We start from the raw sequence: 16,543 nt of genomic DNA on the forward strand, positions 1-16,543 counted from the left end.
AATTTAAAAAAGATGGTTCTAAAATTGTGACAGTTAAAAGATTCATGCGTATGTCGTGACTAATAAATTTGTTTTATTGTTTTTCCCTTTGAAAAATGGTATGATAAATTGAAAAAATACGGAAAGGACGTGGTTTTTTGATTAAATCTGTATTTTCTATCGATCTTCCGGTATTAGAAAGTATGCATATATGGAAAAACCGTATTGAACCTATTAATAAAACTGGCAACGAAAAACGTATTTGCATTGTATCAGGCATCCACGGTGATGAACTGGAAGGCCAATACATCTGTTATGAAATAATCCGCAGGATAAATGCAAATCTGCATCTTCTCCATGGAATTATTGATATATATCCCTGTCTTAACCCTTTGGGAATCGAATCTCTCACCAGAGGCATCCCGGCCTTTGACCTTGACCTGAACAGATGCTTTCCCGGAAATAAAAATGGCGATATGGCTGAAAATGCCGCCCAGGCAATTGCAGAGGATATTCTGGGAGCCGAGCTTTGCGTAGACCTTCATTCCTCCAACATCTTCCTGCGGGAAATCCCCCAGGTACGTATGATTGAAGAAAATGCTGAAATGCTCCTGCCCTATGCGAAGCTTCTGAATCTTGATTTTGTGTGGGTACATCCTTCAGCTACCGTGCAGAATGCAACCCTTACCCATGCCCTTAATTCCAGCGGAGTTCCCACCATAGCAGTGGAAATGGGCACCGGCATGCGTATTACCAAGCAATTCGGGGACCAGATCACAGAAGGTATCTTCTGCCTTTTAAAGGAGCTTGGCATGTGGGAGGGAGAAGTCATCACGCCAAAGACTCCCATTATCTCCTCCGAAGGTCAAAGCGAGGTTACCATGGTCCATGCAGATGTCTCCGGAATCTTTCTTCCGGCAGTAGAGCATTGGATGGGCATTAAAAAAGGGGAGGTCATCGGCGATATCGTAAACAGCCTGACAGGAGAGATCAACCAGCATATTTTAGCTCCCTGTGACGGCATGGTATTTACTTTAAGAGAATATCCTGTGGTGAACAAGGGCTCTTTGATTGTCCGCCTTCTGGGAGGTGATTTTGCATGATAAAAGATACGGTATACTCCATTACCTCTCCCTTTCGCGGCGAAATCAGCATTCCCGCCTACCGCTTTGGTAAGGGTGAAAAATCAGCCTGCATCGTAGGTCCCACCAGAGGCAACGAGGTCCAGCAGCTCTATATCTGCTCCCAGATAATCAGAACTCTTGCAAGACTTGAAAAAACAGGCAGCATCGTAAGCAATAACGAAATTATGGTCATCCCCTCCGTCAATCAATATTCCATGAATGTGGAAAAGCGCTTCTGGGCTATGGATAATACGGATATTAACCGTATGTTTCCCGGTGATGCGGAAGGAGAAACCACAAGAAGAATTGCGGATGGTATCTTCCAGGCTGTGAAGGGCTATAATTACGGTATCCAATTTGCAAGCTTTCATACACCCGGAGACTTTATTCCCCATGTCAGAATGATGGAGACAGGCTATCAGAACACCAGCCTTGCCAATCTCTTCGGGCTTCCCTATGTGGTTACCAGAAAGCCCCGGCCCATTGATACGGCAACCCTGAACTACAGCTGGCAGATGAATGGAACCAATGCTTTTAGCGTTTATACCTCCGCCACCGACCACATTGATGAGAAATCCGCAGGACAGGCAGTATCTTCCGTCCTCCGCTTCCTTACCAGAATGGGCATTATCAAATACAACTGCCACAACGGCTTTATCGCGACCACCCTGGAAGAAGAAAGCCTGATGTCCATCCGTGCAGATGTATCCGGCATCTACCGGCGCTTTAAGGAGCCGGGCGAAGAGATTACCTTTGGAGACCTCTTAGCAGAGGTGGTAGACCCTATTGAGGGAGAAGTAATTTCCCAAATCATTGCTCCCAGTGACGGCATTATCTTTTTCGCTCACAGAAAGCCTCTGGTAATTGAAAACTGTACGGTATATAAATTGATTCGAAGGCTTCATGAATAAAAAACAGCTGTTTCGGATTCTGATTATCAAAAAAGACATGCTGCAAAACGAGCCATAAGCCCCTATTGCAGCACGCCTTTTATTTTTTCAAGGATGAAAACATTGGTTTTACAAAAACTCTGATTCCTATTTTGCCTGCCAGTGTTTTAAAGTCGGGAAAAAGACTTTCATCCTTTTTCTGGCTTCCTCCTCACTTATGCCAGGATTAGCTTCAACCATATTGGGAACGCAGAATTCAATCATGTCCTCCATTGTTCCCTTAAATGTAACCTCTCCCTTATCATAACAATACTTGCAATAATCCTTGCTCTTTGAACCATCTTTCTCTGTGCCATATAATTCATCTGTTTCGCCCATTGGCATTCCGCAAACCTGACAATATTTTTCTTCCATTTTAAAGCCTCCTGTATTCTATTATGTTATTTCGTTACTTACCCTTAAAGTGTAACAGATGAAACCTGACACAAGCCTGTCACGTTTATAAAATTGTTATAATTTTTTTATGTGTTTTTTTTATTTTAACAACCATACATTTTGCAGGCTTACTTCCAAAACCATCCAAACAGAAAATGAAAATTGCTTTTCAAATTTTCAAACTATTAGTTAATTGAAAATCCGAAAGCTCTCTTCTTTGCTAAAGAGTATACTCTAATTCTTTATTTTCTCTTAAACCGGCTTATAAAACTTGACTTATATGGAAAAAGTATTAAAATGGTAGTATGTGCTATCTTATACATTGCACATGAATCACATATAATGGAGGAAACACCGTGAAAAGATCAAAAAGAATCATATCCCGACTGTTGGTTTTTACCTTGATAGCAGGAATGATGTTCGCTGCCGGCTGCAGCAAAAAGACAAGCTCTACTGGTGACTTGGTAGTAACCATTAATGACGACAAACTTTATATGCAGGATATGATGTATTTCATATATGCCATGGAAGGTCAGGGACAGAGTTATGCCCAGTACTATCCTGGTTATTGGGATATGGAATACCCCGAAGGCTCAGGTTCTACCATGAGGGATCAGATGAAGAAAAGCGTAATGGATGCCGCCGTTATGTGGGAAATTCTTTACCTGAAAGCAAAAGAGGCGGATTACAGCCTGACTGACAATGAAAAGAAAACTGTTACATCCAACGTGGAATCTATAATGACATCCTTGAAAGATAAGAAAGAACAGTTAAAGCTTACCGGATTCACCACTGAAAACCTTACAAAAGCACAGGAAAAACTTCAGATTGCAGACAAGTATTACCAGACTGTTATTGATGGCCTGGGTATCAAGGAAGCTGACATTAAAGCTACCATTGACCGTGATAAATACAGACAGTACAACACGGAATACCTGTTTATCCCTACCACAAAGTACGATGAGAGCAACAAACTGGTAGACCTTCCTGCCAAGGATAAAGAAGCCGCTAAGACTTCTATTAACAAGGCTTTAACAGAAGCAAAGGCTGGCAAGGAATTTGCTGATATTGCAAAAGAATTCGACAACATGAACACAAGTACCCTTAACTTTATGAAGGATGACAACAAGGCTGATGAAGCTTATCAGGCAGCTGCTTTAAAACTTGAAAATGACAAGATAGCCGACAACGTTATCGAAGCAAAATCCGGTTACTTCGTTGTAAAGATGAAAGATAACAATAGCTCCGAAAGCTATGATGCTGCTGTGAAAGAGGCTGTTTCTGAGGCTCAGAACAAAGCTTTTACAACAAAATATGAAAATGAAATCAAGAAGGATTTTAAGATTACAGAAAATGATAAGGTTTGGTCTAAGATAGTAATGGGTGAAACAACGATTCCCAAGGCTGAGAGAATAACCGCTACACCTACACCTACCGCAAAAGATGCAACTGCAACACCTACTGCAACACCTACACCTACCAAAAGTGGTAAGTAATCTTAATAAATAAGAACTTAAAAAGTACCCTGATAGTGAGACACAGAAAGCGATGCTGTGCTTAATTATCAGGGTACTTTTTTTCAGATTTTAATCTATGGTTTGTTAGACAAAAGGCAGTCTTTCGAAAGGGGACGGCAGTTTACACAAAATAGAACGTATGAATGCTTCGATTACAATGTATAAGAAGTCCTAATTCTCTGAAGGTTTTGTGCTGGACATATCATCAAACAGATAACTCGCTAGCTAAAACAATCTGCTTGATGATATAGCACAAAATCTTCAGAGAAAAGGACTTCTAATACATTTCCATAGGCGCATTCATACGTTCTATTTTGTGCAAACTGCCTGTGTTTATTTCAGAACAGGGTATTTGCTAAAGGCTTAATTATTTATATTAGTTTTTCAAATTCACTGACTGGCATGGGCTTGGAAAAAAGGTAGCCCTGTGCCATGTCACAAAGTACACTTTTTAAGAAATCGGATTGGTTCTGGGTTTCTACACCCTCGGACAGCACCTTCATATTAAGCTGCTTTGCCATGCTGATTATGCTTGATACAATGATCTGTTCTTCCCTTTGCATATTATCGTGGCCGAAGAATCCCTTGTCCAGCTTGATAACATCCGTTGCCATATCCTTTAACAGGTTAAGGGAGGAATATCCTGCACCGAAATCATCAATGGATACACCGAAGCCTAAGCTTCTAAGCTTTCTCATTGCTGAAAGGGCAGCCTCGGTATTGTTCAGGAATATACTTTCCGTGAGCTCCAGTTCCAGCAGATTATATGGAATTTCATAAGAATCCACTAATTTCTTGATCTCGTCTACGAATCTTTCATCATGCAGGTGTACTCTTGATACATTTACAGATATCGGGACAAGCTTTCTGCCTTGGCTCATCCACTCTTTGATGATCTTACATACTTCTTCATAAATGTAAAAGTCCAGGTTTACCACAAAGCCGTTATTTTCAAATATCGGAATGAAATCTCCGGGCATGATTATTATTCCATCCCTTATCCAGCGCACCAGTGCCTCTGCCCCTACCAGACTGTTATCCTGGAGGTTCACCTTGGGCTGCAGGTAAACGACGAACTCCTTGTCCTTTAATGCCTGCTCCATGGTATTGTTGATTTCCGCTTCCCTCTGAAGGTTCAGCTGCATATTGATATCAAAAAAGCAATAGGTGGACTGGGAGGCATTTTTTACAGTCTTCCGGGCAACGTTGGCATTGTCTATGGCAACGGTAATATCTTCTTTGGGGTTTACTAATGCAATACCGCTTGCTACAATGAACTTTGTACCAGGGTACTTGGCTTTTTGTATCTGGCTAAATTTATCATTGATATTCTGAATATAATCAATTATTTCATTTTCCTTCTGATAGGTAAGGCATACTGCGAAATTATCATCAGAAATTCTGGCAATACCCTCTTTACTTTTATTTTCCTCGTAAATAATAGAAGCAAAATCACATAGGATTTTATCCCCTGTCTCATAGCCAAGGGTGTTGTTAAGATACTTGAATTTTGTAATATCTAAGTATATTATTGCAGACTTTCTCCCACTGCATACCGTAGACTTGTCTGCGGTACTGCCATTTATAACGGACTGTGAAAGTGTTTTTCTTTCACACTTGCTCTCCGTACTGCTTATGATGCTGCTGGCATCTTTTTTAAATTTATGTAAAGTAGGGAGTCCTGTAAGTGCATCGAAATTCTTCATGATGTACAGCTGCCTGCTGGCACGTTCTGAAGCTCTTAATTTCAACAAATAGGAAGATATTATTTTTGTGATGGTAAGAAAGGAATCCAGCTCATAATCGCTCCAATTTCTGCACTTTTCATAATCATGAACGCTTATGCAGCCCTTTAATACATCATTTTCAAATATGGCACATTGAAGCAGTGCTTTCACACCAATCTTTTTCAGTGCCTCTTCCTTCCTGTCATCCTCTGTTATTTCCGTCAGGGAATATACCCCGGACTCGCTGAAAGTAAAGGAATGTCCTTTTAAATAATCAGAAAATTCTTCCTTCTCCTTCTTATCGGCCTCCATCTTATCATTGGAGCAGAAATAAGTCATCATAAAATCAGGAGTATCGGAAGCATATTCAAAAATACAAATCTGGGAACAGCCAAACTGTACTCTTACTTTATTTAATAACAAATTAATGGCACTGTTGACATCCTTTGTCCTGGACATAATATCAAAGGCAAAAGCAGTTATTTCCTTGTCGAAATTGTTGCTGCCAAAGCCCTTGGTACGGTTGATCTGGTATTTATGAAAGCACTCATTATCCAGATACAGGCCGGGGTTGGCGATGTCACCATAGAAATGTCCGAAATGAATCTCCTCGTTGTCAGGCTTATTTTCTCTGTCATAAAGAAGTGCTGCATCAGCCTTTAAGAACAATTCCTGAAAATTCATTCCATCCTTTGGATAAGTTGAGATTCCGATACTGCAGGATAATTTGTAATTCTTATTTTCTCCTGTATAGGTATTGGCAAAAACCGAATAGATTATCCTTGCCTTTTCTTTTAAGAGTTCTGCATTGGAAACATTTTTTATAAAGATAAGAAACTCGTCACCGCCGATGCGGCTTGCAATATCCGTATCATAGAAATTCTTGCGCAGGGCTTCCGCAATATTGACCAATACCGTATCTCCAAACAGATATCCTAAGTTTTCATTTACCACGTCAAAATTGTCAATATCCACCAGCATTAATGCATGGTATTGCTCTGAAGCAGAAGTTTTCAGAAATTCTTCTATTACTTTGCGGCTGTACTCCTTGTGGTACAGACCGGTCAGAGAATCCAACTTTTCCCGTTCCATTATTCTGTTTTTCTCCATCAATTTTAACTCTTTCCGGTGTGTCAGCTCCTGCCTGATTTCCTCCCAATTGCCCCCATCAACCAGCACGCAATAAATCGTGTCGTTACAGATAAATTCGACACAATTATCCTTTTGTACATAATTGCTGATAACACCTTCCGGCAGAGGGGTCGTTATAAAGAAGTCCATTAGTTGCTCTCTTGTATATATATACCTTTTTGGAAAGGTGTTTTCTCTTAAGTCAGACATATTTCATTTTTACCATCCATGCTGTAAATTCCTGTCATCCTTGATCATTTACCTGTATAATTGTACACATTATATCATGATTTCTGTTATTCCACAACCGCTATTTAAAACATAACACAATTACAACTGTTTTCCGGAAAGAATTCCTACCGCCAGCGAATATTAATGATATTTGCTCATATATTTAGTTAGTAAAACTATTTTTGGAGATGAGCCATGGACCAGGATTGCAGACAATATATCATTAGTGATGAATACGCTGACTTTATTGTGGAAAATGGTTCTCCGCTGAGTCGATTTCTGGCAATAGAAAACACTTGTCAAACTCCCATTACCAATAGTCATACTGCCGTCTTTGTTCCTCTTGCAAATGTACCTGAAAATATGATTCAGACTTACGGCTACAGTGTCTTCCCAAGCTGCTTCGGCCTTATGGATATCAGCAGCCTTGAAAGCTCAGGAGTTACCAGGATTCGTAACATCCCGGTCTTTAATCTGAGAGGGAACGGAATACTGGTCGGTATCATAGACACTGGAATTGACTATACTCACGAAGCCTTCCGCAATGCGGACGGAACTTCCAGGATTGTTTCCATTTGGGACCAGACCATTCAGACGGGCCCTCCTCCGGAAGGCTTCCTGTATGGCTCGGAGTATACCAGGGAACAGCTTAACGAAGCACTTGCAAACCCCAATCCCCTGTCCGTGGTTCCCAGTACGGATGAGAATGGACATGGCACTTTCCTTTCCGGCATCATAGCGGGTAATACCAATGAGGCACAGCGGTTTTCCGGAGTTGTCCCGGAAGCTGCCATTATAGTCGTAAAACTGAAACAGGCTAAGCCTTTTATCAGAGAATTTTTTCGCATCCCACAGGATGCCATATGTTATTCGGAAACAGATATTTTATTTGGTGTCAATTATCTGATGGCCGTTGCCAGAAGCCTCTCCTTACCGATATCCATATGTATCGGCTTTGGTACCTCTCAGGGCGCCCATGATGAAAGAGGCATATTAAGCACCTATTTATCGCTGCTGGCTGATAACAGCGGTGTAGGCATTACCATTGCCGGAGGGAATGAAGGAAATACAGGACACCATTTTCAGGGGAATATACAGAGCTCCACAGACTTTATAAGCGTAGACCTCCATGTTGGCAGTAATGTAAATGGATTTTCCATGGAGCTTTGGGGAGCGGCCCCCAGCACCTTTTCAATTGATATCCTCTCTCCTACGGGCGAATACATTCCCCGCATTCCTGCAAGAATCGGTGAAACGAGGGTAATACGCTTCATCTTTGAGAAAACGGTTATTTATGTGGACTACCAGCTGGTAGAGTCCCAGACAGGAGACCAGCTGATATTGATGCGCTTTACCTCTCCCACGGAAGGTATATGGCGGTTCCGGGTATATTCCAGCAGTGATCTGCAGGCCACCTTTCATATCTGGCTTCCCATATCCCAGTTTCTGGATACCAGTACTGCCTTTGTGGAACCCAATCCTTACACTACCCTGACTTCTCCCGCCAATACCTTAATACCCATTATTGTAACGGCCTATAATAATACCAACGGCAGCCTTTATCTGAATGCCAGCAGGGGTTTTACCAGAACAAATTCCATCAATCCGGATCTTGCTGCTCCGGGAGTGAATTTAATCGGTCCCGCTCCCGGCAACCAATATACGACCATGTCGGGAACCAGTGTGGCAGCCGCCCATACCGCAGGTGTCGCGGCCATGGTCTTACAATGGGGAATTACAGAAGGCTATTACACCCAGCTTGACAGCGTTGAAATCAAGAACCTGATGCTGCGGGGTGCAAGAAGAGACCCGAATCTGACTTATCCCAATAGGGAATGGGGCTATGGCATTCTGGATATCTACAATTCCTTTAACAGCCTCCGGGGTGAAACCGTCCCCGGGTCATTTCAGTAACAGGGCATGCAAAAAGCTGTTAACCAGCTATTTTACAAAGGAAATACTCCTTTGGCCACAGCCAGTTAACAGCTTTTCTTTCCTGCTTTCCTCTTTGGGACAGGTTGCTGTATTTACAACTGCCTCTTATAAATCTGCAATATTTACCAGTGATATATTATTAATATCGGCAATTTCAAGGCTCGTTACCAATGCTCCTGCCGTGTCAAGGGAAGTAAGGCAGGTCACACCGTTTTCGATGGAGGTTCTTCTTATTAAAAATCCATCTCTGGATTTATCCCTTCCCTGGGTAGGGGTATCGATTACCAGGTCGATTTCATGTCCCATAATAAGGTCGATGATAGTAGGTGACTCTTTATCCAGCTTATTTACAGGTACCGCCTTAACCCCGTTATCATTCAGGAATTTTGCTGTACTTCTGGTTGCATAAATCTCATAACCCAGTTTTCTGAATCTTCCTGCTACCTCCACAGCCTCCAGCTTATCTGCATCCTTTACGGTAATAATCATTTTCTTATGCTTTGGCAGATTGATGCCGGCGCCTAAGAAGGCTTTATAAAGGGCCTCATTAAAGGTCTTTGCTATCCCTAAGCACTCTCCGGTAGATTTCATTTCCGGTCCCAGGCTGATGTCTGCACCGTAGAGCTTTTCAAAAGAAAATACGGGCATCTTAATTGCAATGTAGCCTGCCTTGGGAGCAAGGTCCGTTCCGTAGCCTAATTCCTTTAACCGGCCTCCGAGAATTACCTGTGAAGCCAGTTCTACGATAGGAATACCGGTTACCTTGCTGATATAAGGCACCGTACGGCTGGAGCGGGGATTTACTTCTATTACATATACCTCATCATGGTAAACAATAAACTGTATATTGATTAATCCGATAACATGCAGGGATTTTGCAAGCCTTCTGGTATATTCCACGATGACCTCCTGCAGTTTCTCCGAAACATTCTGGGAAGGATATACGGAGATGCTGTCACCGGAATGGATACCGGCACGCTCTACGTGCTCCATAATACCGGGTATCAGGATGTCTTCTCCGTCACAGACCGCATCCACTTCCACTTCCTTACCCATCAGGTATTTGTCTACCAGAATGGGGTGTTCCTGGACATTTAAATTGATGATTGCCATAAATTCACGGATATCCTCGTCACTGATGGCAATTTGCATGCCCTGGCCGCCTAATACATAGGAGGGCCTTACCAGTACCGGGTAACCTAACTCATTGGCCACCTTAATAGCTTCTTCCGTTGTAAATACGGTCTTTCCGGCAGGTCTTGGTATGGAACACTCCTCTAAGATAGCATCAAATAGTTCTCTGTCCTCTGCTGCATCTACATTTTCCGCACTGGTTCCAAGGATGGGTACTCCCATCTTAAGAAGTGCTTCCGTTAATTTGATGGCCGTCTGTCCGCCGAACTGAACTACCGCTCCGTCCGGCTTCTCCAGGTCAACGATTGCTTCCACATCCTCCGGTGTAAGAGGCTCAAAATAAAGCTTATCTGCAATATCAAAGTCGGTACTTACGGTTTCCGGGTTATTATTTACGATGATGGTCTCATAGCCTGCCTTTGAAAGGGCCCAGACACTGTGCACGGAACAATAATCGAATTCAATTCCCTGGCCGATGCGGATAGGGCCGGAGCCTAAGACCATGACCTTCTTTCTGTCCCTGGTCTTCTCAACTTCATTTATACTTTTATAGCAGGAATAATAGTAAGGAGTACTGGCTTCAAATTCCGCAGCACAGGTATCTACCATCTTATAGGCAGGCAGTATTTTATATTCTTCTTTACGGAGCTTCTTAATCTCTTCGAGGCTTTTTCCTGTCAGCTCTGCAATTACACGGTCTGGATATTCCAGCCTCTTGGCTTCTTCCAAAAGCTCTCTGGTCAAAGGCTTATTCTTCAGCTCTTCTTCCATTTCAACCAGAATTGCTATTTTATCCAGGAACCATCTGTCTATTTTGGTAATTTCAAATATCTCATCATAAGAAATGCCTCTTCTGATTGCTTCCGCTATGACAAATAAACGGCGGTCATCTATACGGTAGAGAAATTCTTTGATGTCTTCTGTGGAATATTTACCGTAATTGCCGTAATTTAAGCTGTAAATATTCTGCTCCAGGGAGCGTAACGCCTTCATTAAGGCACCCTCAAAATTGGTGCAGATACTCATAACCTCTCCTGTTGCTTTCATCTGAGTGGTCAGGGTTCTCTTTGCCATTATGAATTTGTCAAAAGGCCACTTTGGAATTTTCACTACCACATAATCCAGGGCAGGTTCAAAGCTGGCATAGGTCTTACCGGTAATAGCATTAGGGATTTCATCCAGATTATAGCCTAGGGCAATTTTAGCCGCTACCTTGGCAATGGGGTATCCGGTGGCCTTGGAGGCTAACGCAGAAGAACGGCTTACCCTTGGATTTACTTCGATTACACAATATTCAAATGTATCAGGATTCAGGGCATACTGCACATTACAGCCCCCTGTTATATTTAGCTCGGTAATGATATTAAGAGCGGAGCTTCTTAACATCTGGTATTCCTTATCCGACAAGGTCTGGGAAGGAGCCACAACAATACTGTCACCGGTATGCACACCGACGGGGTCAAGGTTTTCCATGTTGCAGACAGTGATGCAGTTGCCCTGCTTATCCCTCATGACCTCATACTCGATTTCCTTCCAGCCTGCAATACTTCTCTCAATGAGACACTGGCCCACACGGCTTAGCCTTAAGCCATTGGAGCAGATTTCCTTCAGAATTTCGGCATCGGGAGCAATACCGCCGCCGCTTCCCCCAAGGGTATAGGCAGGTCTTACAACAACAGGATAGCCGATGGTTTCCGCAAAGCTAAGGGCGTCCTCCACCTTTGTTACAACGGTACTAGGAGCACAGGGCTCACCGATTTTCTCCATTGTGGATTTAAATTCCTGACGATCCTCCGCCTTCTTGATGGTCTCCGAGGTCGTTCCGATTAAACGGATACCATTTTCCTTTAAGAAACCGGACTCTTCCAATTCCATGGCAATATTAAGTGCTGCCTGGCCGCCCAGGGTAGGAAGCACACTGTCTGGCATTTCAAATAGAAGAATCTTCTTTACCATGTCCGGTGTCAGCGGCTCAATGTATACCTTATCTGCAATGTCCTTATCCGTCATGATGGTTGCGGGGTTGGAGTTTACCAAAATAACCTCAATCCCTTCTTCCTTTAAAGAACGGCAGGCCTGTGTACCGGCGTAATCAAATTCCGCTGCCTGCCCGATTATAATAGGACCGGACCCAATAACCAGAACCTTTTTAATATTCTCTATTTTTGGCATACCTGCACCTCCATCATATTAATAAATTCGTCAAACAGGAACTCGGAATCCTGAGGACCTGCACAGGCCTCGGGATGAAACTGCACTGTGAATATATTCTTGTTCAGATAATGGTAGCCTTCAATGGTACCGTCATTGGCATTGATAAAGTACTTTTCAGCAATGTCCTCCTGCAGGCTTCCATCCTCCACCACATATCCGTGGTTCTGGGAAGAGATATAGACTCTGCCCGTCTTTAAATCCTTTACCGGATGGTTCGCTCCCCTGTGCCCGTACTTTAACTTACTGGTATCTCCGCCGCAGGCTAATGCCATAAGCTGATGTCCCAGGCAAATTGCAAAGATGGGAACATCACTTTGATACATTTTCTTAATCTCTTCAATTATCTCTGTACATTCCTTCGGATCTCCCGGTCCATTGGAAAGCATAATGCCGTCGGGGCCGTCTCCCAGGATTTCCTCCGCCTTTGTAAGAGCAGGATATACTGTCACATCACAGCCTCTTTTTAGCAGGCAGTCCTTAATATTATCCTTGGAACCATAATCCAATAAGGCTACTTTATAGTGCCCTGTCTTGTAAGGGTGTACTTTTAAGCCGCTTCTTGCAAGGTCTGCAAGAGAGGGTGTAAAATCTTCTGCCAGATAGCTCTGCTTTTGTGCACAGGTTACCTTCTTTACCACTCCTGTTACCTTATGGGCCTTTAATTCCTTTATTACTTCTTTTACATCCACATCTTCCCTGCAGGTAATCATACCGTTCATGGTACCCTTTTCCCTTAATATCTTGGTAAGGGCCCTGGTATCTATTCCTGCAATTCCCGGAATATCGTTCTGCTCTAAGAAATATTCAATGGTGTCCTCACTGCGAAAGTTACTTGGTCTCCTTGCGATTTCTCTTACGATATAACCGTCCACCCAAGGTTTTCTGGATTCCATATCCTCATAGCATACCCCGTAATTTCCAATCAGAGGATATGTCATAACAACAGCCTGTCCCGCATAGGAGGGGTCTGTCAGAATCTCCAGATAGCCCGACATGGAGGTATTAAATACGATTTCACTGATAACATCCCTTGTTGAACCAATACTTGTTCCTGCAAATACATTGCCGTCTTCCAGTATTAAGAAAGCTTTCATAACTTCCACCTGTTCCTTTCAATGTCGTACACTTAACAGTTCCCTTTGCCTGCAAAAGCAGCCTAATACCTGTTTTTGCCCGAAAAAAAAGAGTAGAATACTTATTTTTCCCCATACTACTCTCCCTATCCAGCCTACAGATACCCAAATTGCTAAAATTCTATCACATCTCTTTCAAAAAAACAAGAACTTTTTTTATTAGAATTTCAACGGAGTTTTATAAGGAGTTGTTATTTATTTTTATTCATAATTTTATATAATTATACTTTTTATTTTTTAAATAATCAAGAACTTCTTTATGATTGTTCACAATCTTTTCAATATCCCTTCATACCTGAGACATATATGAACGTTATAATATATTCATAAGCTAACAACAAGGTTCCCCACCTTGCTAACATAAACTTTTTTTCATAAACCGGCCAGCAGGTTTACCTGCTGGCCCCTCCTTTGTCCTCTGGTCTGAAGCTTCCGTTTCCAAATACCTCCTAAATTTCCATCACTTATCTATTACATATTTGTTACAAAAATGTTACAATTTATTTGTTCCTAAAAGATAGCAAACAACAAGGAGGATATTACTTATGTGTTTCAACTTTAGTTCATGTCACTTCAGCTCTTGCAACTTTAGCGAATTATGCAAACAACTATTAAAATATTGCAGTTTTAGCTCCTGCTACTAAGCATTGGATTTCCTTAAAGGCTCAACCTACCGGGTGGGGCCTTTTTTTATTGTTTTACCATAAGCATACCTATCACAAGCTTGCCTGTGAAACTGCTTGTAAACTATTCTCCATACATATCGCAAGCCTGCTTATGAAATTGCTTACAAACTATTCTCCATATATTCGCAAGCCTGCTTATGAAATTGCTTACAAACTATTCTCCATACATTCGCAAGCCTGCTTGTGGCATTTCTCAAATAATAAGTTTAAAATGCCAGGCATTTTCAATCTATTCCTCATGCATATTGCCAGGCTGCTTTCAGTATTTATCAAATAGTAAGTTAAAATATACATCCCATTTTTCAACAAAATTGTATATATCAAACATATTTTCCAAATATTACTTGTGTTTTTTACCAATTGATTTATAATTAATTACAGAGTAAGAAAGTGTGCATAGAAACCCTTTCACACTTCATTATTTATGGCAGTACCGCAGACAAGTCTGCGGTATACAATGGGGGAAAACATGAAAAAACTTAAGAAATTTTTGTCTCAATTTATGCTGATTGCATGTCTAAGTACCTTTATAGCGCCTAATGCCGAAGTACTTCCAAACTTATCAATTGTTTCTACAGCACAGGCTGCTGCTTATAGCAAAGAAACGATTAATGATGTGCAGGAAGCTCTGAATTATGCGGGCTATAATTGTGGAACACCGGATGGAGTTGTTGGGAAAAATACAAAGACTGCAATTAGAAAGTACCAGAAAGCCAAGGGCCTTAAAGTTACGGGTGCTGTCAATAACACCCTCATAAAGTCCTTAGGTGTCACTGTCCACAAAAAAACTTCTTCCCGAACCGCCAGAACGGAAGCAACCGTATATATCACAAGGACCGGGTCTAAATATCACCGGGCAGGATGCCGTTATTTAAGGCAATCCCAAATTGCCATTTCTTTATCAGAAGCTAAGAAATATTATGATCCTTGTTCTGTTTGTAATCCATAAATTCATGTTCTGCCCAAGGAATTTCCTTTGGGCAGATTTTTTATTTAACGCGTATTCGTACGCATTGTTCCATTATGAGATTATTGAGAAAACACGGAAATGGCCTTTGACCTAATAAAAGGGTGGGATTCGGCGAATCCCACCTCTGCTAAATACTGACTAACCAAGTTCTCCAATTCTCGTTACGGCAACATAAATTCCTGATATCCTATACCAGGTGGGTAAATCAACAATCCCATTGGCCGGAAGTCCAAAGGTCTCCTGAAAAGCTCTTACGGCGGCCTCTGTCTGTGGTCCATAGACACCATCTGCTGCTACCGTCGGAACAGAGGAGTAGACTCCTGCAATGGCATTTAACTGCTCCTGCATCTGCCTTACACTATCTCCTCTTGAACCAATGGAAAGATTGGCACCAGGCCAGGAGGAAGGAACTCCTGCTACTTCATTTGCGGAATTGATATAAATACTGTTACCATAGAAATTCCTTAATATCTGAATGGCCGTCATCCCCTGGTCACCAAGGGCTTTTGAGCCCCATTGTGTCATCCATCCCGGACAGGTCACGTTTCTGCCGTCGCAATATTGTGTGAGTATCGGCTGTCTTACATTCGGCCTTGACAGATAATTGTTAAACACCTCATCCACTGCCTGGGATACGGTATCATATATATTCCTTCCAGGCATCCATTTATGGTCAAAAGCCGTGGAAGAGGTAATCGTAAAGTTATAGCCCCTATTTCTGTACCATTCCGTATAGACCCGGTTCAGGGTAAATGACATTATGGCAAGTACATTGGCTGTTATAGTGGAAGCCGGCCATGTAGCATAGATTTCACTGGAAGCAACATTTTTGATATAATCCCGGTAACGTATATAATAATTCTCTGCACTGGTATCAGACGGGGGTCCATCATGTACTATTACGAATTCCGGAATAACCACGCTTGTTAAAACAATTTCTCCGCTTTCACTGGTGGGTTTGATTTCTGATTCTGCAATTTTAGGCGGATAATCTCCGTATAGTGTATGAGGGGGGATAACAAACAGCTGTGTTCCCGGCTGTTCTCTTAATGAAATAGGCTGAATTGCCGTAACATCCGGCAGAATCTGTGAACCATCTACATCTACATTATCAAAGCCTTCTGCGGCAACGTTGATATTATATTCCGAGTAGGGCTGTGCAGTGGAGGCAGGATCAAGACTATAATCAATATTAGGAGCCTGCAATTCTACCTGGGAAGTCCGGCCTAAATTATCTGTTGTCAGTTCTTCTACCGTAGTATCAGGGTCACCGGTATAGGTTATTCTGACCTTGGCATTTGGTATAGGGCGAAATCCCTGTTCTGTGGTCACATTCACCTGAAGCTTTCCCAAGTTCTGTGTTCCCACCTGGGCCGGATAAATTTTTATGTCATTATAATTATAACTGCTCATTTTTCACACTTTTATGAGAGATTT

At 42.1% G+C, this 16,543-nt stretch carries 10 protein-coding genes; 5 read left to right on the forward strand and 5 right to left on the reverse strand.

The annotated features are described in order from the left end of the window. Positions 1 to 137 precede the first annotated feature (137 nt). Both BUB77_RS14620 and BUB77_RS14625 read left to right on the forward strand, forming a co-directional pair. Positions 138 to 1,082, forward strand: coding sequence for a M14 family metallopeptidase (locus BUB77_RS14620; protein WP_073277197.1), 945 nt, complete (start codon positions 138 to 140; stop codon positions 1,080 to 1,082). Continuing rightward, a complete protein-coding gene (locus BUB77_RS14625; RefSeq protein ID WP_073277199.1) occupies positions 1,079 to 2,014 on the forward strand; it encodes a M14 family metallopeptidase in 936 nt (311 codons plus the stop codon). Before BUB77_RS14620 ends, BUB77_RS14625 begins: the two co-directional genes overlap by 4 nt. Before the next feature lie 126 nt (positions 2,015 to 2,140). Here BUB77_RS14625 and BUB77_RS14630 read toward each other — a convergent pair whose 3' ends face one another. Continuing rightward, entirely contained in the window at positions 2,141 to 2,407 is a 267-nt protein-coding gene (locus BUB77_RS14630) for a zinc ribbon domain-containing protein (RefSeq protein ID WP_073277201.1), read from the reverse strand. A gap of 377 nt (positions 2,408 to 2,784) precedes the next feature. Here BUB77_RS14630 and BUB77_RS14635 point away from each other — a divergent pair, with 377 nt between their 5' ends. Further along, positions 2,785 to 3,924, forward strand: a complete 1,140-nt coding sequence (locus BUB77_RS14635) for a peptidylprolyl isomerase (protein WP_073277203.1) — start codon at positions 2,785 to 2,787, stop codon at positions 3,922 to 3,924. Positions 3,925 to 4,316: 392 nt separating this feature from the next. On the opposite strand, the gene BUB77_RS14640 is transcribed toward BUB77_RS14635, so the two are convergent. Then, positions 4,317 to 6,953 (reverse strand): EAL domain-containing protein, encoded by a 2,637-nt coding sequence (locus BUB77_RS14640; RefSeq protein ID WP_073277204.1) that lies wholly within the window; start codon positions 6,951 to 6,953, stop codon positions 4,317 to 4,319. A gap of 276 nt (positions 6,954 to 7,229) precedes the next feature. Between BUB77_RS14640 and BUB77_RS14645 the strand changes: the two genes are divergently transcribed. Then, positions 7,230 to 8,948 (forward strand): S8 family peptidase, encoded by a 1,719-nt coding sequence (locus BUB77_RS14645; RefSeq protein WP_073277206.1) that lies wholly within the window; start codon positions 7,230 to 7,232, stop codon positions 8,946 to 8,948. Between the two features lie 126 nt (positions 8,949 to 9,074). On the opposite strand, the gene carB is transcribed toward BUB77_RS14645, so the two are convergent. Further along, a complete protein-coding gene (gene carB, locus BUB77_RS14650) occupies positions 9,075 to 12,275 on the reverse strand; it encodes a carbamoyl-phosphate synthase large subunit (RefSeq protein ID WP_073277208.1) in 3,201 nt (1,066 codons plus the stop codon). After that, the gene (locus BUB77_RS14655) at positions 12,263 to 13,411 is read right to left on the reverse strand and encodes a carbamoyl phosphate synthase small subunit (protein WP_073277209.1); all 1,149 of its coding nucleotides are present in this window, start codon (positions 13,409 to 13,411) and stop codon (positions 12,263 to 12,265) included. Before BUB77_RS14655 ends, carB begins: the two co-directional genes overlap by 13 nt. A gap of 1,194 nt (positions 13,412 to 14,605) precedes the next feature. On the opposite strand from BUB77_RS14655, the gene BUB77_RS14660 reads away from it, so the two are divergent. Beyond that, the gene (locus tag BUB77_RS14660) at positions 14,606 to 15,085 is read left to right on the forward strand and encodes a peptidoglycan-binding domain-containing protein (protein ID WP_073277211.1); all 480 of its coding nucleotides are present in this window, start codon (positions 14,606 to 14,608) and stop codon (positions 15,083 to 15,085) included. Positions 15,086 to 15,244: 159 nt separating this feature from the next. Here the strand turns inward: BUB77_RS14660 and BUB77_RS14665 are convergent, their stop codons facing one another. Beyond that, positions 15,245 to 16,519: a peptidoglycan-binding domain-containing protein gene (locus BUB77_RS14665; RefSeq protein ID WP_073277213.1), complete on the reverse strand. Its 1,275-nt coding sequence runs from the start codon at positions 16,517 to 16,519 to the stop codon at positions 15,245 to 15,247. Between the last annotated feature and the right edge of the window lie 24 nt (positions 16,520 to 16,543).

The organism is Anaerocolumna jejuensis DSM 15929, from assembly GCF_900142215.1.
GTDB lineage: Bacteria > Bacillota > Clostridia > Lachnospirales > Lachnospiraceae > Anaerocolumna > Anaerocolumna jejuensis.

What these genes read in the sequence shown, in the direction of transcription:
- BUB77_RS14645 (WP_073277206.1), top strand. Translation starts at nt 7,230, where the DNA reads ATGGACCAGGATTGCAGACAATATATCATTAGTGATGAATACGCTGAC.
- BUB77_RS14660 (WP_073277211.1), top strand. Translation starts at nt 14,606, where the DNA reads ATGAAAAAACTTAAGAAATTTTTGTCTCAATTTATGCTGATTGCATGT.
- BUB77_RS14625 (WP_073277199.1), top strand. Translation starts at nt 1,079, where the DNA reads ATGATAAAAGATACGGTATACTCCATTACCTCTCCCTTTCGCGGCGAA.
- BUB77_RS14640 (WP_073277204.1), bottom strand. Translation starts at nt 6,953, where the DNA reads ATGGACTTCTTTATAACGACCCCTCTGCCGGAAGGTGTTATCAGCAAT.
- BUB77_RS14630 (WP_073277201.1), bottom strand. Translation starts at nt 2,407, where the DNA reads ATGGAAGAAAAATATTGTCAGGTTTGCGGAATGCCAATGGGCGAAACA.
- BUB77_RS14665 (WP_073277213.1), bottom strand. Translation starts at nt 16,519, where the DNA reads ATGAGCAGTTATAATTATAATGACATAAAAATTTATCCGGCCCAGGTG.
- carB (WP_073277208.1), bottom strand. Translation starts at nt 12,275, where the DNA reads ATGCCAAAAATAGAGAATATTAAAAAGGTTCTGGTTATTGGGTCCGGT.
- BUB77_RS14655 (WP_073277209.1), bottom strand. Translation starts at nt 13,411, where the DNA reads ATGAAAGCTTTCTTAATACTGGAAGACGGCAATGTATTTGCAGGAACA.